The 21,147-nt window shown below is 60.7% G+C and carries 17 protein-coding genes and 1 pseudogene; 12 read left to right on the top strand and 6 right to left on the bottom strand.

Annotation, left to right across the window (positions count from 1 at the left end; genetic code table 11):
• Window positions 1–42: 42 nt before the first annotated feature.
• Window positions 43–1,593: pseudogene (locus FIU86_RS00180) on the top strand (choline dehydrogenase); the annotation flags it as partial.
• Here FIU86_RS00180 and FIU86_RS00175 read toward each other — a convergent pair.
• Both FIU86_RS00175 and FIU86_RS00170 read right to left on the bottom strand, forming a co-directional pair.
• Window positions 1,590–2,312 (bottom strand): type 1 glutamine amidotransferase, encoded by a 723-nt coding sequence (locus FIU86_RS00175; protein WP_152473222.1) that lies wholly within the window; start codon window positions 2,310–2,312, stop codon window positions 1,590–1,592. The pseudogene FIU86_RS00180 and the gene FIU86_RS00175 overlap by 4 nt on opposite strands.
• A gap of 92 nt (window positions 2,313–2,404) precedes the next feature.
• Window positions 2,405–3,295 (bottom strand): GlxA family transcriptional regulator, encoded by an 891-nt coding sequence (locus tag FIU86_RS00170; RefSeq protein ID WP_254703905.1) that lies wholly within the window; start codon window positions 3,293–3,295, stop codon window positions 2,405–2,407.
• Window positions 3,296–3,448: 153 nt separating this feature from the next.
• Here FIU86_RS00170 and FIU86_RS00165 point away from each other — a divergent pair, with 153 nt between their 5' ends.
• From FIU86_RS00165 to FIU86_RS00145, 5 genes are all read left to right on the top strand, one after another.
• Complete coding sequence (locus FIU86_RS00165) at window positions 3,449–4,699, top strand: sarcosine oxidase subunit beta family protein (protein WP_152473220.1); 1,251 nt, start codon at window positions 3,449–3,451, stop codon at window positions 4,697–4,699.
• 13 nt (window positions 4,700–4,712) lie between these two features.
• The gene (locus tag FIU86_RS00160; RefSeq protein ID WP_152473219.1) at window positions 4,713–5,000 is read left to right on the top strand and encodes a sarcosine oxidase subunit delta; all 288 of its coding nucleotides are present in this window, start codon (window positions 4,713–4,715) and stop codon (window positions 4,998–5,000) included.
• Window positions 4,997–7,945 (top strand): sarcosine oxidase subunit alpha family protein, encoded by a 2,949-nt coding sequence (locus tag FIU86_RS00155; RefSeq protein WP_152473218.1) that lies wholly within the window; start codon window positions 4,997–4,999, stop codon window positions 7,943–7,945. The genes FIU86_RS00160 and FIU86_RS00155 overlap by 4 nt, the downstream gene beginning before the upstream one ends.
• A complete protein-coding gene (locus tag FIU86_RS00150; RefSeq protein ID WP_152473217.1) occupies window positions 7,938–8,504 on the top strand; it encodes a sarcosine oxidase subunit gamma in 567 nt (188 codons plus the stop codon). Before FIU86_RS00155 ends, FIU86_RS00150 begins: the two co-directional genes overlap by 8 nt.
• 61 nt (window positions 8,505–8,565) lie before the next feature.
• Complete coding sequence (locus FIU86_RS00145; protein WP_152473216.1) at window positions 8,566–9,558, top strand: helix-turn-helix domain-containing protein; 993 nt, start codon at window positions 8,566–8,568, stop codon at window positions 9,556–9,558.
• A gap of 54 nt (window positions 9,559–9,612) precedes the next feature.
• Here FIU86_RS00145 and FIU86_RS00140 read toward each other — a convergent pair whose 3' ends face one another.
• On the bottom strand, window positions 9,613–12,441 hold the full coding sequence (locus FIU86_RS00140; RefSeq protein WP_152473215.1) for a hypothetical protein: 2,829 nt from the start codon (window positions 12,439–12,441) through the stop codon (window positions 9,613–9,615).
• Between the two features lie 88 nt (window positions 12,442–12,529).
• Window positions 12,530–12,721, bottom strand: coding sequence for a hypothetical protein (locus tag FIU86_RS22745; RefSeq protein ID WP_254704038.1), 192 nt, complete (start codon window positions 12,719–12,721; stop codon window positions 12,530–12,532).
• Here FIU86_RS22745 and FIU86_RS00135 point away from each other — a divergent pair.
• The gene (locus FIU86_RS00135; RefSeq protein ID WP_368373167.1) at window positions 12,680–13,267 is read left to right on the top strand and encodes a thiamine diphosphokinase; all 588 of its coding nucleotides are present in this window, start codon (window positions 12,680–12,682) and stop codon (window positions 13,265–13,267) included. The genes FIU86_RS22745 and FIU86_RS00135 overlap by 42 nt on opposite strands.
• 4 nt (window positions 13,268–13,271) lie before the next feature.
• Here FIU86_RS00135 and FIU86_RS00130 read toward each other — a convergent pair whose 3' ends face one another.
• Both FIU86_RS00130 and FIU86_RS00125 read right to left on the bottom strand, forming a co-directional pair.
• On the bottom strand, window positions 13,272–14,186 hold the full coding sequence (locus tag FIU86_RS00130) for a DMT family transporter (RefSeq protein WP_152473213.1): 915 nt from the start codon (window positions 14,184–14,186) through the stop codon (window positions 13,272–13,274).
• A 120-nt stretch (window positions 14,187–14,306) separates the two neighbouring features.
• Entirely contained in the window at window positions 14,307–15,680 is a 1,374-nt protein-coding gene (locus FIU86_RS00125) for an L-serine ammonia-lyase (protein ID WP_152476832.1), read from the bottom strand.
• 438 nt (window positions 15,681–16,118) lie between these two features.
• Here FIU86_RS00125 and rpiA point away from each other — a divergent pair, with 438 nt between their 5' ends.
• The 5 genes from rpiA (at window position 16,119) to FIU86_RS00100 (ending at window position 20,962) form a co-directional block, all read left to right on the top strand.
• Window positions 16,119–16,907, top strand: coding sequence for a ribose-5-phosphate isomerase RpiA (gene rpiA / locus FIU86_RS00120; RefSeq protein ID WP_152473212.1), 789 nt, complete (start codon window positions 16,119–16,121; stop codon window positions 16,905–16,907).
• 13 nt (window positions 16,908–16,920) lie between these two features.
• Entirely contained in the window at window positions 16,921–18,378 is a 1,458-nt protein-coding gene (locus tag FIU86_RS00115) for an FAD-dependent oxidoreductase (protein WP_152473211.1), read from the top strand.
• A gap of 72 nt (window positions 18,379–18,450) precedes the next feature.
• The gene (gene hflK, locus FIU86_RS00110) at window positions 18,451–19,626 is read left to right on the top strand and encodes an FtsH protease activity modulator HflK (protein WP_152473210.1); all 1,176 of its coding nucleotides are present in this window, start codon (window positions 18,451–18,453) and stop codon (window positions 19,624–19,626) included.
• Window positions 19,626–20,768 (top strand): protease modulator HflC, encoded by a 1,143-nt coding sequence (gene hflC, locus FIU86_RS00105; protein WP_152473209.1) that lies wholly within the window; start codon window positions 19,626–19,628, stop codon window positions 20,766–20,768. The genes hflK and hflC overlap by 1 nt, the downstream gene beginning before the upstream one ends.
• Window positions 20,768–20,962 (top strand): DUF2065 domain-containing protein, encoded by a 195-nt coding sequence (locus FIU86_RS00100; RefSeq protein WP_152476830.1) that lies wholly within the window; start codon window positions 20,768–20,770, stop codon window positions 20,960–20,962. The genes hflC and FIU86_RS00100 overlap by 1 nt, the downstream gene beginning before the upstream one ends.
• Window positions 20,963–21,147: the final 185 nt, after the last annotated feature.

The following is a 21,147-nucleotide window of genomic DNA, read 5'->3' as shown; positions in this document are numbered from 1 at the left end:
GGATGCACATTAGCCAACAAACTGGGCTAGGATACCGCCAGGTCGATCCTCGTGCTCGAGGCCGGACCGATGGACCGCGACCTTTTCATCCACATTCCCGCGGGCGTCTACCGCACATGGTGCGACCCGAAGTTAAATTGGAACTACGACACCGCGCCCGAACCCGCCGCGCAGGACCGCGAAATCTTCATGCCGCGCGGCAAGGTCGTGGGCGGGTCCTCCTCGATCAACTCCATGGTCTACATGCGGGGCCACCCGCTCGACTATGACGGCTGGGCCGAGGAGTTCGGCCTGTCCAACTGGCGCTACGAAAACTGCCTGCCCTACTTCCGCACCGGCGAAAGCTATTCGCGCGGCGGCGATGTCTATCGCGGCGACAACGGCCCACTCGGCGTCACACGCGGCGATTACGACAACCCGCTCTACGATGCCTTTCTGGAGGCCGGAGACCAGGCCGGGCAGGGCCGCTCGGACGACCTGAACGGCCACAACCCTGAAGGCGTCGCCCGCTTCGACGCCACCAAGCGGCACGGACGGCGATGCAGTGCGGCGGTGGCGCATCTGCGTCCTGCCTTGGCGCGCGGCAACGTCACCCTGCTGACCGGCGCGGCGGTCCAACAGATCGAACTTAGCGGCAATCGCACCACCGGCGTGCGCGTCCTGCATCGTGGCCAGGCACAGACCTTCCACGCCGCGAGCGACGTAATCCTGTCGGGCGGCGCGATCAACTCGCCGCACCTGCTGATGCTGTCGGGCATCGGCCCCGCTGCGCACCTGTCACAGGTCGGCATCGACACGGCCAATGACCTGCCCGGCGTGGGTGCCAACCTTCAAGACCATGCAAGCGTCATACTGCAATGCAAAAGCCGCGTCAGCTTTCCCATTCACCGGGTCGACCGGCCCTGGAACAAGCTGCGCGCCGGGGCGCAATGGGTCTTCGCCCGCAACGGCGTCGCCGCCTCGAACATATGGGAGGCCGGCGGCCTGATCCCTGGCAATGCCGACGTCGCCTATCCCAACTTGCAATACCATTTCGGACCCGTCGGCTTCGAATACAACGGGTCAAAGATCACCCTGCTGCAAGCCTTCGCCTGCCACGTCGACCAGCTGCGCCCGCGCAGCCGGGGAACGCTGCGTCTCAAGTCACCCGACCCATCCGACCCTCCCAAACTGCAGTTCAACTACCTGTCCGATCCCCACGACCTCGACGAACTGGTCGAAGGCATCCACCGTGTCCGCGACCTGATCGGTCAAACCGCCTTTGACCCGTTCCGCGATGTCGAGATCGACCCAGGCCCGGAGGTGAAGACCGACGCGCAGATCCGCGACTGGATCCGCGCCAACGTAACCACCGATTTCCATCCCTGCGGCACCTGCCGGATGGGGTACGATGCCGACGCCGTGGTCGACGACCGCTTTCGCGTACACGGGGTCGAGGGACTACGCGTAGTTGATGCCTCGGTCATGCCCCGCGTGATCAGCGCCAACCTCAACGCCCCCACCCAGATGATCGCGGCGCGGGCAGCGGACTACATCGCGGGGCATACCCAGCTTGCGCCGGAAACCCCGCCTTTCGCGTTCCAGGCGCCTTAGGTCCGTGCCGTCGCCTGCAGCCAGTTGATATAAATGCGCTCGGCCATGTCGTTGAAGGCGTCCATGTGCGCGTCACACTTGGATTGGAAATCTGGCAAAGATCCAGCTCCCAGCTCCTTTTCCAGCGCCCCGGCATATTCCGGGATCTCGCCCCACGCCTCGACCGTGTCATGCTCGATCTCGATGTGGAACTGCATCGAATAGGCCCGCGTCCCCCATTTCATCGCCTGCACTGGACAGGCCGGGGACGTGGCCAGCACCTGCGCGCCTTCGGGCAACGCGGTCACTTCCGCCGAATGCCATTGCAGGGCCGGAAAGACCTCGGGCAGCCCGTCAAACAGAACACCGCTCGCACCCGCCTCAGTCAGTTGCACGTCCAGTACGCCGATCTCGGGCGTCTTCGACGGCCCCACCGCGCCGCCGAGGGCCTCGGCCAGCAACTGGTGACCCAGGCACAGGCCCAGGTACGGCACGCCCTGCCCCTCGACCGCCTCGCGAATGAAGGCCTTCTCGTCCTTCAGCCAAGGGTGCGCATCCTCCTGCCACGTGTCCATCGGCCCGCCGAGGACCCACAGCGCATCGTAGCTTTCCATGCTGTCGGGCAGCGCCTCGCCTTCGTCCAGTTCGATCGCATCCCACGTGTGCCCGTCCTCCTTAAGGAACTTGCGAAACACTGCCGGATGCTCGACGCGCTCATGTTGCAGGACCAGAATATGCATGGGGACCCTCACCTTTGCCTTGCCCGAACCCTAACGTGCCGCGCGGCCATGACAAGCCACCGGGCGCAAACCGAACGTCGCCTGACGCAAACTTAGCGATAGGCCGAGGGCGGCTGGCCGAACCGCGCGCCGTAAGCACGCGAGAAATGCGCCGAACTGGCGAATCCCGTGGCCAGCGCGATCTCGGTCAGGCTCAGCGGCGAGTTCCGCAATAGGCTCTGTGCCTTCTCCAGACGTAACTCCCGATAATACCGCATCACCGACCGCCCCAGCTTGTCCTGGAACAGCCGGTTCAGCTGCCGGGGCGAAAGCCCCGCGACCCGCGCAAGCAGCGACAGCTCCAGCGGATCGGCCACGTTCGCCTCCATCGCCTCCACCGCGTCCAGGATCGCGGCCACCGTTGTGCCCACCCGCTCCACCAGTCCGGAGCGTTGCGGACCGGCAGAAGGGCGAATCTCGGTATGCATGAACCAGTCGCTGACCAGCCTCGCGAAATGCGCGCCGTGATGCTGCGTGATCAGCGCATGCATCAGGTCCATCGGCGCGGTGCCGCCCGCACAGGTCACCCTGTCCCGGTCGATCACGTAAAGCGAGCGTTCCAGCACCAGGTTCGGGGAAATCTCGGCCAGCGCCCCGGCGTGTTCCCAGTGCACTGTCATGCGCCGCCCGTTCATCAGCCCCGCCCGCGCCAAAATGATCGGCCCGCCCGAGACCCCGCCCAGTGGCACGCCTGCCCGCGCCAGCCGCGCCAGCCAGTTCAGCACTGCGCGATCGTTGTAGAGCGTGGGGTCCCCGCCTGCCACGACGAAAAGATAATCGAAGGAGTCCGTCTCGCCGACCTCGACTTCGGGCACGACCACACCTGCCCCGGAACTCGGCACCGACTCCATGCCCGGTCCTACAGTCACCACCTCGTAAAGCTCTCGCCGCGCCAGCAGGTTTGCCGCCCGCATAGGCTCTGTCAGCGCGGCGAATGACATCATCGCGAAGCCCGGGATCGGCAATATCCCGATCCGGCGCGAAGCGTCCAAACTTGAACCAATATTGTCCATAATCTGAAACTATCCGTCCATTTTGGAAAAGTCTATCCGTTCGGAATACCGCACACTGATGGTAGCAACCGTGGGAATCAGCTTATGCGCTACAGTGGCTTTAAGGTCCTCTGGGAAGGTCTGACCGGCAACAAGGGTTGGACACGCGCCTGGCGCGAGCCGGAGCCCAAGGTGGAATATGACATCATCATCATCGGCGGCGGCGGGCATGGCCTTTCGACGGCCTACTACCTTGCCAAGGAATTCGGCCTGACCAATGTTGCGGTTCTGGAAAAGGGCTGGCTGGGGTCGGGCAATATCGGGCGCAACACCACGATCATCCGTTCCAACTACCTGCTGCCGGGGAACGAGCCGTTCTACGAGTTCTCGATGAAGCTTTGGGAAAACCTCGAGCAGGACACGAACTACAACTCGATGGTCTCGCAGCGCTCGATCCTGAACCTCATCCACACCGACGGCCAGCGCGATGCCTTCGTGCGGCGCGCGAACTCGATGTTTCTCGCCGGCGCCGATGCCGAACTGGTCGATGCCGCGCAGCTGAAAGAGGAACTACCGTTCCTTGACTATGAAAACGCCCGTTTCCCCATCAAGGGTGGCCTCTTTCAACGCCGTGGCGGCACCGCGCGGCACGATGCCGTCGCCTGGGGCTATGCCCGTGGCGCCGACAGCCGTGGCGTCGACATCATCCAGAATTGCGAGGTCACCGGCTTTCAGATCGAGAATGGCCGCTGCCTCGGGGTCGAAACCTCACGCGGCCCGATTCGCGCCAAGAAAGTGGCGATGTGCGTCGCCGGGTCTTCCGGCCGCGTCGCCGCGATGGCCGGGATGCGCCTGCCCATTGAAAGCCACGTCTTGCAGGCGTTCGTGTCTGAGGGGCTGAAGCCAACTCTACCCGGCGTGATTACCTTCGGCGCCGGCCATTTCTACGTCAGTCAGTCCGACAAGGGCGGGCTGGTCTTCGGCGGCGACATCGACGGCTACAACACCTACGCGCAGCGCGGCAATCTTCCTGTCGTTGAAGACGTGTGCGAAGGCGGCATGGCGATCATGCCGATGATCGGCCGCGCCCGCCTGCTGCGCTCCTGGGGCGGCGTCATGGACATGTCGATGGACGGCTCGCCCTTCATCGACAAGACCCATATCGACGGTCTCTATTTCAATGGCGGTTGGTGCTATGGCGGGTTCAAGGCCACGCCCGCCTCCGGCTTCTGCTATGCCCACCTGCTGGCCAAGGATGTGCCGCACCCCACCGCGACGGAAATGCGGCTGGACCGGTTCATGACCGGCAACCTGATCGACGAAAAAGGCATGGGCAACCAGCCCAACCTGCATTGAGGGGCGCACAGACATGATCATCGACCATCCCCTTCTGGGCCCGCGCGACGCCGCCGAATTCGTCTATCTCGGCGATGCCGCCCTCATCGACCGGCCCGACTTGCAGGCCGACGACGCGATGGAGAAATTCCATAGCTACGGCTATCTGCGCGACAACCCCGCGGGTCAGCATCATGAGCTTTGGTATCACGAACAGGGCGACCGCTCCTGGCTGGTGGTCACGCGCAACACCCTGACCCACGAAATTACAGCCGTCGAACTGGCCCGCGACGTGGCACGCAAACGGGGGCGCGGCAAATGACCCAGAAGAACCGCATCAAGGGCGGCCTGATCGACCGCTCAAAAGAAATCAAGTTCCGCTTCAACGACAAGTGGTTCCGGGGCCATCCCGGCGACACGCTCGCCTCGGCGCTCTTGGCCAACGGCCAGCTTCTGGTGGGCCGGTCCTTCAAGTATCACCGCCCGCGCGGCGTCTTCACCGACGGCTCCGAGGAACCCAACGCGCTGGTCCACCTGCGCGACGGCGCTTATCAGGAGCCGAACACACGCGCCACGATGGTCGAGCTTTTCGATGGGCTGAACGCCACCTCGCAGAACCATCGCGGTTCGTTGGAATACGATCTGTTGGCGGTCAACGATTTCTTTTCGCCCTTCCTGTCGGCGGGTTTCTACTACAAGACCTTCATGTGGCCCAAGGCGTTCTGGGAAAAGCTCTACGAGCCGATCATCCGCGCCGCCGCCGGCCTTGGCCGCCTGTCAATGAAGGACGACCCCGACACGTACGACAAGGGCTTCCTGCATTGCGACCTGCTGGTCATTGGTGCGGGTCCAGCGGGCCTGATGGCGGCGCTGACCGCCGCGCGCGCTGGTGCCCGCGTGATCCTCGCCGACGAGGATTTCCGCCCCGGCGGTCGCCTCAACTCCGAGACGCTGGAGCTGGGAGGCATGTCCGGCACCGACTGGGCGGCACAGACTGCGGCCGAGTTGGAATCGATGGACAATGTCCGCCTGATGCCCCGCACTACTGTCTACGGCGCCTATGACCATGGGATCTATGGCGCGCTCGAACGCTGCACCGATCACCTCGCCGACGGCGGCGGCAAGCCGCGCCAGATCCTTTGGCGCATCTATTCCAAGCGCGCCGTTCTGGCGGCCGGCGCCACCGAGCGTCCCATTGCCTTCGGCAACAACGATCGCCCCGGCATCATGCTGGCGAGCGCCGTGCGCAGCTATGCCAACCGCTACGCCGCCACGCCCGGCAAACACGTCGCCGTCTTCACCAACAACGATGACGGGTGGCGCACTGCCGCCGACCTATTGGCCAAGGGCATCGAGGTTCCCGTCGTCGTCGACAGCCGTGACAAGCCCGCCCCCGTCGACCTGCCCGGCGTCCGGCACATCGCAGGCGAGGCGGTGATGAACACCATCGGGCGCAAGGGCGTCAAGTCGATCACTCTGACCAATGGCAAAGTCATTCCCGTCGACGCGCTGGCCGTGTCCGGCGGCTGGAATCCCAACGTTCACCTCACCTGTCATCAACGCGGTCGCCCCACATGGCGCGACGATCTTTGCGCCTTCGTGCCGGGCGGCGATCTGCCCGTCGGAATGACCGTTGCCGGGGCGGCGAACGGGTCCATGACCCTCGCCGCCGCACTGGCCGAAGGCCAGGCCCAATCCACCGCGCAACTCGACGCACTCGGGATCAAGGCCAAGGCCACCGACCTGCCGCAGGCCGAGGATGAACCGCGCGACTGCGCCGCCTTCTGGCACGTCAAGCAAAGCAAGCACCGCGCCTGGGTTGACCTTCAGAACGACGTCACCGTCAAGGACATCAAGCTGGCCAACACCGAGGGTTTCCGCTCGGTCGAGTTGCTGAAGCGTTACACGACGATGGGCATGGCCACCGATCAGGGCAAGACGTCCAACATCGCCGGTCTCGCCATTCTCGCCGAGGAACGCGGCAAGACCATCCCCGAGGTCGGCACCACCATCTTTCGCCCGCCCTACACCCCCGTGCCTATCGGCGCACTGGCCGGGCGCGCCCGCGGCAAGGATTTCCGCCCCTACCGCCTGACCCCCAGTCACAAATGGGCAAAGGAAAACGGCGCCAGTTTCGTGACCGTGGGCAACTGGTTGCGGGCCGAATGGTATACGCGTCCGGGCGAAAAAGGCTGGCGCGATTCCGTCGATCGCGAGGCCCTGACAACCCGCACGAAGGTGGGTATCTGCGACGTCACAACGCTGGGCAAGATCGACATCCAAGGCAAGGATGCCGGCGCCTTCCTCGACAAGGTCTATGCCAACACGTTCTCGACGCTCAAGGTCGGCCGGGTCCGCTATGGCCTGATGCTGCGCGAGGACGGAATCTGTTACGACGACGGCACTACCGCGCGGATGGGCGAAAACCACTACGTGATGACCACGACCACTGCCAACGCGGTCACGGTCTTTCGCCGGCTGGAATTCGCGCGCCAATGCCTCTGGCCCGACATGGACGTGCACCTGATTTCCACCACCGACGGCTGGGCGCAGTTCGCCGTCGCCGGGCCAAAATCCCGTGACCTGTTGCGCAAGGTGATCGACGCCGAGCACGACATCTCGAACGAGGCGTTCCCCTTCATGGCCTGTGGTCACGTCACCGTCTGCGGCGGCACGCCCGCGCGACTGTTCCGGATATCATTCTCGGGCGAGATGGCCTACGAGATCGCCGTGCCCGCGAGGTTCGGCAACTCCATGATGGCGGTGCTGAACGAGGCCGGCGAGGAATACGATGCGGCACCGTATGGAACCGAGGCGCTCGGCGTCATGCGTATCGAAAAAGGCCATTGCACCGGCAACGAGTTGAACGGTCAGACGACCGCACACAATATTGGGCTGGGCAAGATGGTCAGCCAAAAGAAGGAATGCATCGGCCAGGTCTTGGCGCAACGGCCCGAGATGATCCGCGACGATGCCGTGCGACTGGTCGGGTTCCGCCCCGTCGACCGTGACAAAAAGCTGATCGCGGGCTCGCATTTCCTCAACAAGCATGCCCCCACCGACATGGAGCATGACCAGGGCTGGATGACCTCTGTCGCCTATTCGCCCAACCTCGGCCACCATATCGGACTTGGCTTTATCAAGAGCGGGCACGAGCGCATGGGCGAAATCGTCCGCGCGGTCAGCCCCGTGCACGGCACCGAAATGGAAGTCGAAATCGTCTCGGCCCATTTCGTCGACCCCGAAGGAGAGCGTCTGCGTGGCTGATTTCACCCTCATCTCCGAACCGCCCCTCAAGGGCTTCGACCACAGCTTCGGCGACACGCGACTTTATGCGCCCGCCGACTTGGCGATAGTGTCTATAGCCTTGCCCCTAGGTGCCGAGGATGCAGCGCTCAAGGCCATCAGGACCGCCTTTGACGCCGAGCTGCCCGCGCCGGGTCTCTCTGTCATGGGCAAGGAGGACATCCGACTCGTCCGCCTTGGTCCCGATCAGGCCTTCGCGATTTTCACGCGCGCTGCGCCCGATGCCGAACCCTACGTTCAGGACCTGCTTAAGGGTGCGGCCTATACTACCGACCAAACCGACGTCTGGACAGGTCTCATGCTTGACGGCCCGCTCGCCCGCACCGCGCTGGAACGCATCTGCCCGATCGACCTGCACCCCGACGCATTTGCCCAAGGCGCCGCCGCGCGCACGGTCATGGAACATCTGGGCGTGCTGATCCTCTGCACCGGCCCCGACATCTACCTTCTGCTTTCCGCATCCTCCTCGGCGGGATCTTTCCTGCATGCGGTTGAAACTTCTCTCCTCAACGTAACCTAAAGGCAAAACAGCAAACACGGAATTCAGGGATCCGTTCACAACCGGGAAAGTCATAAAAGACATGTACCTTTCAAACCTTGATACCGTCTGCCCACCCGATCCGCGTCCATTGCGTGACCAGCGCAGCCTTTCCGACAAATTCGTTTTTATTGTACAGAACGCGGAAAGCGCTTTCGTCGCAGAAAGCTGCATGCATGTTCTACAGCGCGCCAACCGTATCTTAGGCCACGAAATTTATAGCTGGACCTACATCGACACTGCAGCGCCTTGCCAACAAACGCTTAGCTGCGCACCCGACCAGGTGCTGGTGCTAGTTGGTGGTGTCGACGCACCCTGGAGGCCTGTAAAGTCAGAGTTACCACTGCTGCGCTCTGCGATCCGCAACGCCGCGAGGGTTTGCGTCGTGGGCGGCGCAGTTTTCGTGCCGCTGGTGACAGGTGTTCTTGGCGCAAAGCGCTTGTCAGTACATGCAGCTTTTCTTGCGGGCGTGCAGGAGACCTGCCCCACCGTAGAGCTGAATGAGGGCACCACCTGTCATCATAAAGCGCTCAGCAGCGCGACTGGACCCGCGGCGGCGATGCGAATGATGGTCGAATTGATCGGCGCGCGGGAAGGCAATTTCACCGAAGCAGCGCTGATCCGCGACCTTGGAATTCAGGCCCCCGCTTCTAAGGAAAGTAACATGTGCGGCGAAAGATGGCGCTTGCACCGTCTGGCGCAGGGCTGCGAGATCATCTCGGATGCTCTTAAGATTATGGAGGAGCACATCGAGGATACCCTGAGTGTGTCTCAGGTCGCCGATATAATCGGAATTTCGGCGCGGAAGCTGGAGCGAGGTTTCGCCGACAAGCTTGGACGGTCACCACTGAAAGTGTATCGGGACCTTCGCCTTGATCGCGCTCATGATTTGGTGACGCAAACTGCCTTGCCGTTTGGCGAAGTAGCCATCGCATGCGGCTTTTCGAACGTCACGCTCATGAAACGTTGGTTCCAACGAAAATATGGCGAACCTCCTTGCGAGGTAAGGCGGCAGGCATTCAACGGTATCCGCTAGTATGAGGGATCCCCTGCGGATGGTTCGAGGCCATGTGGGTAGAATTTGTGCCCTTCAGCCTGCGTTTCTTGCCTCTGCACGAAACTCGGTTTCATCAGTGGCAGAGAAACGTCCTCCCTGCACTTTCCGCAACTTGCCTTCCCGAAGAAGGCGGCCGAACGAGCGAAGACCGTCTTCGCGGCTGTAGTTTCCGCTGTTTACTTCTTTAAGTTTACCCATAAGCATCGGACGCGTGAATTCCGAATGACCCTCGACATCGGACATGTAGGCCGCCGCAGCCTCAAGCAGATCGGAGAGTTCGGTCGCGCCCATTTCTTCCGCAAAGGTGGAAAAGCCACCGTCATTCCCTTTGACCATAGCTGCGGGCACTGACGACACACGGCGCGGACGCACAGGGGCGCGTTCTGTATCAACCCGCTGCTCGGCCACAAGCTTGAGTGGCGCGGGGCGTTGTTCATTCGGGCGAACCGACCTGCCGGAAGCAGAAGGCGGATTGGGCCGGCGCGGGCGCACGACCTCGGCCAAGTCCGAGCGGTAGGGCGTTTCGTCCACTCCCAGATCGACATCGACCCCGGCGCTCTTCTCGGCTTTTGTTGCGGCAACGGCAGCGCGAAGATGCTGAATTGCCGTTCGGCGCATGCTGGCATCCTTATCGCCCATCTGGCTGTCTGCTTCTTCGAAAATGCGCGCCTCATCCTCGGGCGCGCGTTTTCCCATGCCCAGTAAACGCGACAGGCCTCGGCGGGGTTTGTCCACCAACTCCTGGGGCTGTGCTTCTTGAGGCGAAGCAGTCTCATCCGAACCGCCGATCGCACCCCGATCTTCAGCTGCTGGCAGGGCATCATCATTTTCTTTGTCAAGATCGCCATCTTCACGAAGGCTCGGCGCAGACGCTTCGACGGTCAACACGTCATCTTCGCCGTCGTCGAACGCAGCATCCTCGGCATCGCCGCCGGTCGATGAGCCTTGTTCGGACATTTCGGCCTCTACCTCGGATAGCTCGCGTTGCAGATCAGCTTCTTCCTCGGGGCTGAGGATTGCCTCGTCATCTACGTCGGTTGCGTTTTCCGGATGCAGTTCGGAACCGGTGTCTTCTTCGATCATGCCGTGCGCGATTGCCGATTCGAAGTCGGACTTCTTCATTTTCAAAACGCGGGCGTTGAGCGGACGTGCAGCTGTGTCTTTGTCTTGCTCCCCGATACGCGCTTCCTTGCCAAGAATAAACGGCGCCTCATCGACTGCATTCAAGGCACGGTCGGTCTCATCGACTACATCGTCGAGGTCGGCGAAAAGCGAGTCCGGCGCATTGCCGTCGTCCGTATCATCAGCGGTGAGGTCGTCTAGACCTTCGCCAATTTCCGCATGATCGACACGCTCTGTTTGAGGCGGTGCCGCATCCGCCAGCAGTTGTGACAGAGTGTCTTCATCGACGTCTACCGATGTTTCTTTTGCAGATTGCGGAGCCTCTTCGGATTGGTCAGGTTCCGCATCCAAGTCGTGTGCTTCAAGATCCTCAACAGAAGTCTGGAAAGCTATGCTTTCACCGGAAGATTCGCCGTCAAGCTCCTCCGTATATCTGTCGTTCAGGTCGTCCGCATCTCTCGCCCCACCTTCGGCGTCGAGTTCAGTGTCCAGCAGTTCTTCGTCCGCATTTTCTGCCCAGGTCTCAACGTCTGTCGGTGCCGCCTCGTCAGCGTCTTCAAATTCCTCGTCACGGGCTTCCTTGAGCAGTTCATCCAACTCGTCGGACGCGTTGCTCATCGTGCCGTATGCATGCTCGTCTTCGCTGTACTCGGATACTTCATAATCAAGTTGGCTTTGCGAAACGACCGATCGGATCCGACGCAGTTTTTCGGCAACGCTGTCGGCTTCATCGTCGCTTGACCGGGCAGCCTGGGCCGGGTCTGCATCCAACTCGAAAGCTGTTTCGATGGCATCAGCCTGGGATGAAAGGGCATCAGAATTTAGCTCTGTCGCATCCGCCGACTGATCGACAGAATCATCGACAACGTGCTGTTCCCCATCAGATCTACCCACCGCCGAGGTTGTGAACTCGTCATCTGCAGCATCAGCAATGAACGCCTCGACATCTGCGTCATACGAATATTCATCTTCTGCCTCAGAAGCTTCTTCGACGGTTGTCGCCGTAGCCACTGTATCGTCAATCTTCGTCTGCGGAACGCTCTCTTTGTTGTCCTGCGCTTCGTCACTGGGCCGGTCGGCTGCGGTTTCGACGTTACTTACGTCCGAAAGCGACTGATCCGTTATTTCAATCCCAGCAAGTGGCTCTTCAGGGTCGGAATCCGACATGTTTTCGGCCGGCTCGGGCTGCTTTGATTCCGCATGTGCTACCCCGGCTTCGGACGGCGCGATTTCGTCGGTTTCCTCCAAGATCCGCTGCGTGTAATCGGGCGCGACGTCTTTGGCCGGCTTCGAAGCTTCGTCGTAAGCTTCTGCCACGTCTTCTGCCGGAGCTTGAGGAATGTTCTCGTCAAGATCGGACGTGTCCCGCGCCAGTGGTACCGCCGCATTATCAGTGCCGTCGGCCTGTTCCTCGGCTGGCGCGATCGCATGAGCGTCTTCGGCGGCAGGCACGGCATGGGTCAGCGCCTCGGCGGCTCCGTTGTTTTCGTTCGCCCGAAGATGAATCTTTCCCTGTTCCTCACGGGCTTCGACGCGGCGTGAGATCTCTCGCTCAGCAATACGGGCGAGCATCTCGGCGTCAGGCGTCGGAGGCTCTGCGCCGAAATACCTGTCGTCGGCAGCCAGATCGCGGAAATACTCTGCAATCGCCTTCATGGTATCGAACGAATCGTCGAAACCTTCCAACGTGCACGAGAAAGTGCCGTAGGATACGGTCAGAATTTTGCTTGTATTTACCATCTTTTTGCTCGCTCTACTTTGCCTGCAATCATAATTTTTACCATGATGGCAGCGACGAAAGCGGCCCGATTCTTAGAATTTTACCGTATCATTTCGAGGCCAGAATGTGTCTTGTTTCCAAAATAGTAGTTAATTCGGGAAATTCATCGTGATTGTTCAGCATTCGAGCCCGGTTACGCTGGTTGGTGGCGGCCAGCTTGGCGAAACAGACCTGGTCCGCGCGCGGGCCGTCGGCCCCTTGGTTGTTGCCGCGGACGGCGGCGCGGATGCGGTGCGCCATGCGGGACTCGTGCCGTCCGCAGTGATCGGAGACTTTGATTCGTTGAGCGACGAGACGCGCGCCACCTTGTCGCCCGATCAACTGCATCACATCCCCGAACAGGACAGCACGGATTTCGAGAAATGCCTGAGCAATGTCGATGCGCCTCTGGCGCTGGGTGTCGGGTTCACCGGGCGCCGGATCGACCATCACTTGGCCAATCTCAATACTTTGGTACGCTATCCGCAACGGCGCTGCCTCCTTCTGGACGGAACCGATATCGTTTTCCTCGCTCCCCCGTCTATCGCGCTGGATCTGGCACCGGGAACGCCTGTGTCTCTGTTTCCGCTCGGTGTCGTGGAAGGTATGTCAGAGGGACTTGAATGGCCGATCTCCGGTCTGACATTTACGCCGGACGGTCGGGTCGGAACATCGAACAGGGCGACCGGCCCCATTTCGCTTCACCTGACCGCGCCGAAAATGCTGTTGATCCTACCAGCGTCAGCTTTCGAGGAAGCCGCGAACGTTCTCATACAGAATGCCGCCACTTGGCCAATTGCGGCATGATTGATCATGGCGCGGGCATAGGGCGACGCTCCAGCCGTCTTTCGCGGGCGAACACGTATAGCCCAGCCGAAACGATCAGTGCCATGCCGAACAAGGTCGGCACATCAAGCAGGTCCCCGAATATGATATAGCCCAGCGCACTTGCGCCAACGATTTCCAGATATTGGATCGGCGCCAGAACCGATGCAGGTGCCAGTTTCAGTGCAAAACTGATACAGACATGGCTGGCAGTCGCGATAAGGCCGACAGCGCCCAGAAGAAGCAACTCGCGCTGATCAGGCCAGGACGGGTCTAACGGTGCAACGCCGGAACCATCGAATACCCAAAGAACCGGCGCCACGAGGAGCAGTGCCGCAAGTCCGGTATATGCCTGCATTGAGATAGGGTTAATCCGGACTGCCATACTGCGGGTCAGGATCATGTAGAATGCAAAGCAAACAGCCGTCACCAGCGGAAGCAGCACGACCGGGCCCACCTCGCTGAAGCTGGGTTGTATCACAAAAAGAGCGCCGACAAATCCGACGGCGCAGGCCGCGTAACGCCGCGGCCCGATCGACTCGCCCAGCAGGAGCCCACCCAAAAGCGTGAGAATGAAAGGCTCGACGAAAAACACCGCAATTGCATCCGCGATGGGCATGTATCGCAGCGCCTGGAAAAAGCAGGCCGTTGCGATCAGGATTAGTGCCCCGCGCAGAAGGTGCAAAGCGCTTTCGCCGAAGCCAGGCCGGTGCAGCCACCCCATTGTCAAAGCCAGCGGCAGCAGTAGCGCAGCCTGAATGCCGAACCGCGACGCAACGATTTGGCCCACAGCCAGTGCGTCGCCGAGCAGCTTTGCCGACGCATCCATCGCAGGCGCAATCAGCGAAAACCCCACCATCAGCAGAATCCCTAGAGTGGTCCGGGGTGGCTTCTCTGTCATTGGGCCCTTCTGGTTTCTGTCACGTTGCCACCCCAAGCGAAGCAAGCGGCACTGCGCGCCAAGAACCCATCGGCGTCAAGCCAAATTAGCGCCCCCAGGAGCATTCGCTGACGGATACGTTCAGCAGTTCGGCACGTTGACTGCAAGCCCGCCGAGCGAGGTTTCTTTGTAACGTTCGCTCATATCCGCGCCGGTCTGGCGCATGGTCTCGATACAGGCGTCAAGAGGCACCAGATGCACCCCGTCGCCGCGCAGCGCCAGGCTTGCGGCACTCACGGCCTTGATCGCACCAAGCCCGTTGCGCTCAATGCACGGAACCTGCACCAGGCCCTTAACTGGGTCGCACGTCATACCAAGATGGTGTTCCAGCGCAATTTCGGCGGCGTTTTCGATCTGCGCGGGCGTGCCGCCCAGAACTGCTGTCAGTCCGGCCGCACCCATGGCGGACGCACTGCCGACTTCGGCTTGGCAACCCGCCTCGGCCCCACTGATCGACGCGTTGAATTTTACAAGCCCGCCGATCGCCGCCGCGGTCAGAAGGAATATCTCGATATCGCGCTCATTGGCCCCGGGCACATGCTCAAGCCAATACTTGATGACAGCCGGCACCACCCCTGCCGCACCATTCGTCGGCGCAGTAACAACCTGCCCTCCTGCAGCGTTCTCCTCGTTCACGGCCATCGCATAGATGCTGATCCAGTCGTTGATTTTATGCGGCGCATTCAGGTTCGTGCCGCGCTCTGCCAGCAGCGCCTCGTGAATCGCCTTGGAACGGCGGCGCACCTGAAGGCCTCCGGGCAGGATTCCGTCGTTGGCAAGTCCACGCTCGATGCAGTCATTCATGACCTGCCACAGGCGCGCCACGCCGCTGCGCAGATTTTCCGAACCCCCACGTGAGATTTCGTTCGCCTTTTTCATCTCCGCGATGGATTTGCCACTTGTGTCGGCCATTTCCAGCATTTCGGCCGCGCTCTTGAACGGATAGGGCACCGGCGGGCCATCGTCGGTGTCCCGACCGGCGGCCAGCTCGTCACGTGTCAGGACAAAGCCGCCACCGACAGAATAGTAGGTCTCTTGCAGAATCACATCGCCCTGCTTGTCGGTCGCCATTAGGATCATGCCGTTTGCATGGCCAGGCAGATTCGGGCCGAAATCGAATTGAAGATCCTCTTTCGGGTGGAATTGCAGCACCGGCAGCCCGGGCGGCGTCACAATACCGGACTCCCGGATGTCCTTCAGGACCGACTCGGCCTCGTTATTGTCGTAGGTTTCGGGCCGAAACCCGGCCAGACCCAGGATCGTCGCGCGGTCGGTTGCATGGCCTACGCCAGTGAAGGCCAGAGAGCCGTGCAAACTGGCCCGCAGTCCATGGAACTCGAACGGAGACGCGCGCATAAGGTCAAGAAACCGGGCGGCCGCCACCATGGGACCCATCGTATGGGAAGAAGACGGGCCGATCCCGACCTTGAACATTTCGAAGATAGACAAAAACATGGTTGGAAACCTAGAGCGATCAGCGCCGCGACCCAACCACTGACTATGTCGCATCGCGCGTAAAGGGCCGCACAAAACCGACGCCGATCCACCGTTCCACGCCATTGCCTAAATGTTATTTCACATTGAGTTAATTGTTTTGCGCCAAACTGGAACTTGGAACGATCTGACCCGTCCCACTTCAAAATTTCACTCCAAATGCGGGGCCGAAAATGCAAACAACAGGGCTTATTCTAATTCTTGCTGCGGGCGTCATCGTCTTCTTCGGGGGCGAATCAACCAGCATGAAAACTTTTCCTTCTGCGATTTCTTCGGACGTGGCTAAGATAAAGGCTCAGTAGAAGCGCTGAACCTGCAGCAGTTCAAATGACCCCTCGCCCCTGACGCGCAAACTGCCTATAACGCGAGCCACGATGCCCGCCTGATGGAGTTACGCGCATGACCGGAGAGTTGTCACCGATTGACAAAGCGAAATTCGTAGCCGCGAAACGCTCTGTCGACTATGTCGAAGATGGGATGCGCGTTGGTCTCGGGACGGGATCCACAGCCGCTTGGATGGTGCGATGTCTCGGTGAACTTGTTCGTGAAGACGGGCTCCAGATACGCGGTGTTCCGACGTCAACGCGCACAGCCGAGCTTGCGCGCGAGGTGGGTATCGAGGTTATTAGCTTGGACGAGGCGCGCTGGATCGACGTCACCATCGACGGCGCGGATGAGTTCGATGGCAATCTCAATCTCATCAAAGGTGGCGGTGGCGCTCTTTTGCAGGAAAAGATCGTTGCCACGGCCTCCGACCAGATGATCGTCATCGCGGATGTAGGCAAAGAAGTCGAAAAACTTGGCGCCTTTCCCTTGCCGGTTGAGGTCATCCCTTTCGGCTGGCAGACCACAAAGTCGCTGATTGAGGAATTGCTGATCTCGATGGACGTCTTGGGCCGCGACGCCTCCCTGCGCATGAACGGCGACAGCGCCTTCGTCACAGACGAAGGAAACTACATTCTGGATCTACACCTCGGTCGAATCGGCAATGCGCATCAATTGTCAATGGTGTTGAACCAGATGCCTGGTGTCGTCGAGAATGGCCTATTCATAGACATTTGCGATGTCGTAATCCTGGGCTACGGTGACGGACGGGTCGAGACGCGCGACATAAACGAAGGAACCGTCGAAGAAGATCGACTCGATTTCGTCGAGACCGACAATCTTTTCACTGACTTGCAGGACTGAGGGCATCGGCGCCATGAAATTCGACTATGACCTTTTTGTCATTGGCGGCGGGTCCGGAGGGGTCCGTGCCGCCCGCGTTGCCAGCGCCAATGGCGCGAAAGTCGCGCTGGCAGAAGAGGATCGTTATGGTGGAACCTGCGTGATCCGCGGCTGCGTCCCGAAGAAACTGATGGTTTTTGCATCGGAGTTCTCCACGTTCCCCGACGAAGCCGCCGCCTATGGCTGGGATATGAAGCTGGCTGGTTTCGACTGGCCCGGCTTCCGCAAACGTCTGCATGGCGAACTTGACAGGCTGGAAGGCGTGTATCGCAGTCTTCTGGAAAATTCCGGGGTGACGATGTTCGATGGCCGTGCCCGCCTCAAGGACGCGAATACGGTTACGATGTCTACCGGTGAGGAGGTTACGGCAAAACACATCCTCGTCGCCACAGGCGGGCACCCGGTCCGCCCCGACCTTCCCAATGCGGAACTCGGGATTGTGTCCGACGACATTTTTCACATGGAAGAATTGCCCAAATCGATCCTCATTGTCGGTGGCGGTTACATCGCGTGTGAATTTGCCTGCGTTCTGGCCGGGCTTGGCGTGGATGTCACGCTCTACTATCGCGGTGCCCAGATCTTGCGCGGCTTCGACGAAGAAGCCCGCGGTATCATCGCGGAAGGTATGAGTGAAAAAGGCATCGACCTGCATTTCGGTACCAACATCGTGGAGATGGCACCGGCCAGCGAGGGGCGTCCAGCCGAGACCCAGCTGACCGAATCGGAGGCTTCGATGGGACCTCCGGCAGGAGAGCTGTCACACGGCGCCAAGGCGCCAGATGATTACAATGGCCCGATCCGGGTGAAAGCGACCAACGGAAAAGAAACGGAGTTCGACGCGGTCCTGTTTGCCATCGGGCGCACCCCCAACACATCTGATATGGGCCTGGAGGAAGTGGGCGTCAAAATGGGGCGCCGAGGCCAGATCGTCGTGGACGAGTACAGCCAGACGTCGGTACCGTCGATCTACGCCATCGGAGATGTGACAGACCGGGTCAACCTTACACCCGTCGCGATCCGCGAGGGGATGGCGTTCGTGGAAACCGTTTTCAAGGACAACCCAACGCCGGTCGATCACAAGCTGATCCCGTCCGCAGTGTTCACCCAGCCCGAATTCGGCACGGTGGGACTTACGGAGGAAGAAGCCCGTGAAAAGGAGCCCGTGCACGTCTACTGCACCTCGTTCCGCCCGATGCGCACGGCCTTTGCCGGACAGCCCTACCGCGTGCTGATGAAACTGGTGGTATCCAAGGAAACCGACACGGTCATGGGCTGTCACATCGTCGCGCCGAATGCGGGCGAAATGATCCAATTGGCTGGCGTTGCAGTCAAGATGGGCGCGACAAAAGCCGACTTCGACCGGACCGTAGCGGTGCATCCGACCATGTCCGAAGAAATCGTGACAATGCGGGACCCCTTGCGTAGTGGTTGAATTTTTGACTGTTGTGCACAGTTATGACACAGGGACGGCGCGTTGCGCGATTGGATGAAGGGAAAAGATTTCATGGCTGGACATTCTGGCGGCCCTTGGGGCGGCGGTGGAGGCAACCGGGGAGGCGGCGACGATGATGATCGCGGCCACCGCGGCAACGGTGACCGGCGTCCACCCGAAGGCGGCTCTCAAATTCCCGAGATAGATGAACTCGTGCGCAAGGGACAGGACCAGCTTCGCGTTTTGATGGGAGGCCGGGGCGGCAGAGGCCGTGGGAACGGCGCAGGCGGCGATGGTGGCGGCGGACCGGGTTTCGGCCGCGGTACTATCGTGATCGGCGCTCTGATTGCGGCTGCGCTCTGGGGGGCCGCAAGCTTTTATACCGTCAAACCGGAAGAGCAGTCTGTCGAGCTCTTTCTTGGTGAGTATTATTCGACCGGCGATCCGGGGCTCAATTTCGCACCATGGCCACTCGTCTCGGCCGAGGTTGTCAACGTCACGTCCGAACGGACAGAAAATATCGGCAGCGGCCGTAGCAGTAGTGCGTCGGGCGGTGACGGCCTGATGCTGACCACCGACGCGAACATCGTGGATATCGACTTTCAGGTCGTCTGGAATATTAACGATCCCGCGAAGCTGCTGTTCAACATTCGTGACCCGCAACTGACAGTGCAGGCTGTGTCCGAAGCGGTGATGCGCGAGATCATCGCTGCCACCAACCTAGCACCGATCCTCAACCGCGACCGTGGCATCATTGCCGACACGGCGCGCGAAAACATTCAATCCACGCTCGATGAATACGAAAGCGGTATCAACATCGTCCGCGTCAATCTGGATACCGCCGACCCCCCTGGCGAGGTGATTGACGCCTTCCGCGAGGTGCAGGCCGCCGAGCAGGAACGCGACCGTCTGCAACGCCAGGCCGATGCCTATGCCAACCGCGTTCTGGCCGAGGCCCGTGGTGAAGCCGCGCAGGTCTTGGAGCAGGCCGAAGGGTATCGCGCCCGGGTCGTCAACGAAGCCATCGGTGAGGCCAGTCGCTTTATCGCCGTGGCGCAGGAGTTCAACGAAGCCCCCGAAGTTACTCAGCGTCGCCTGTATCTCGAAACCGTGGAACGCACGCTCGGCAAGATGGAGAAGATCCTGCTGGATGAATCGACCGGCGCGTCCGGCGAGGGTGTTCTGCCCTACCTGCCGCTAGACCAATTGCGCCGCTCTGGCCAGTCCGGAAACGGAGGATCGAACTGATGCGTAAATCTGCCCTTCTTCTTCCCGTATTGGCTGTTGCAGTCATGGGTCTTCTGTCGTCGCTTTATATCGTGGACGAACGAGAGAAAGCGCTCGTGCTGCAATTCGGCCAGATCAAGAAAGTGGTCGAGGAACCCGGTCTGGGTTTCAAGATTCCGGTCATCCAAGATGTTGTGCGCTATGACCGCCGGATCCTGTCTTTGGACACCGACGCGATCGAGGTGACACCGTCGGATGACCGCCGCCTCGTAGTCGATGCCTTTACGCGGTATCGCATTGCCGACGTGGTCCAGTTCCGGCAAGCCGTAGGCATCGGGGGCACACGTGTCGCCGAGGACCGCCTTGCGTCGGTCCTGAACGCTCAGATCCGCGAGGTTCTGGGTGCGGACCAAGTGACGTCCGACACCATTCTGTCGCCTCAGCGGCGAGATCTTGCCGTTCGCATTCTGGAACAGGCGCGTGCGAGCGCTGCCGGGCTGGGGCTTGAGATTGTCGACGTTCGGTTGAAGCAGACCAACCTGCCTCAACAAAACCTCGAAGCCACTTTTGCACGGATGCGGGCTGAACGGGAGCGCGAAGCGGCCGACGAGATCGCCCGTGGTAACGAAGCCGCCCAGCGTGTTCGAGCAGCAGCGGACCGGACCGTGGTGGAAACAGTATCGAACGCCGAACGCGAAGCCGAGATTACGCGCGGTGAGGCCGATGCCGAGCGTAACCGGATCTATGCCGAGGCTTTCGGAAACAATCCGGACTTCTTCGCGTTTTACCGTTCTCTTACTGCGTTGGAACGCTCGATGAACGAAGCGAATTCGACCATCGTCTTTTCTCCGGAAAGCGGTTTTCTGGGCCAAATGTTCGAGGCCGTGCGTGCTGATGGCCTGGGCGAGGTTGCGCTCGAAGAGATTGATATAGAGCGCCTACGGGAAATGGCGCCCGAAACGGAAATCTCGCCGGACCTACCTGAAAGCGAGCGGCAGCGCCTTGAGGAAGATGCCGCCGAACAGGAAGCGCAGCAAGAGGCCGAGGCGGCGGCGAAAGACGCCGAAGATGACAGTTCTGGGGAAGAACCGACTGCCGGGGATATCCAAGACGATACGACGGCGAACGAAGATGATCCAGTTAGCGAGAACGTGACAAATTGATTGCAACGATCTTCTTGGCCTTCGGGCTCGTTCTGATTGTCGAGGGGCTGGTGTACGCACTGGCCCCTTCGCTTGTAGAGCAATTGCTTGCCTCGCTTCGGGCGCTGCCAGACGATCAGCGCCGATTGATCGGTCTCGCTGCGCTTGCTTTCGGGGTTGTGTTGGTTTGGTGCGGGAAAATGCTGGGGGCCTAACCTGAACCTATTGCGCCCAAGCGCATTAAACGTTCACATGGGCGTGACATCCCGTTGTGAAATTGGCGTTTGCGTGCATCGTCCCTAAATTAAGAGAAGAACAGCCACGCCGCAGGCAAATGCGGCAGGCGCTTCGTTTCAAACATCGATCAAGGAGTGGTCTCGCGTGAAAGCACAAACTCTCT

The organism is Roseovarius sp. THAF9, assembly GCF_009363715.1.
In the GTDB taxonomy this organism is placed as follows: domain Bacteria; phylum Pseudomonadota; class Alphaproteobacteria; order Rhodobacterales; family Rhodobacteraceae; genus Roseovarius.
This window is presented reverse-complemented; position numbering and strand designations above follow the sequence as displayed.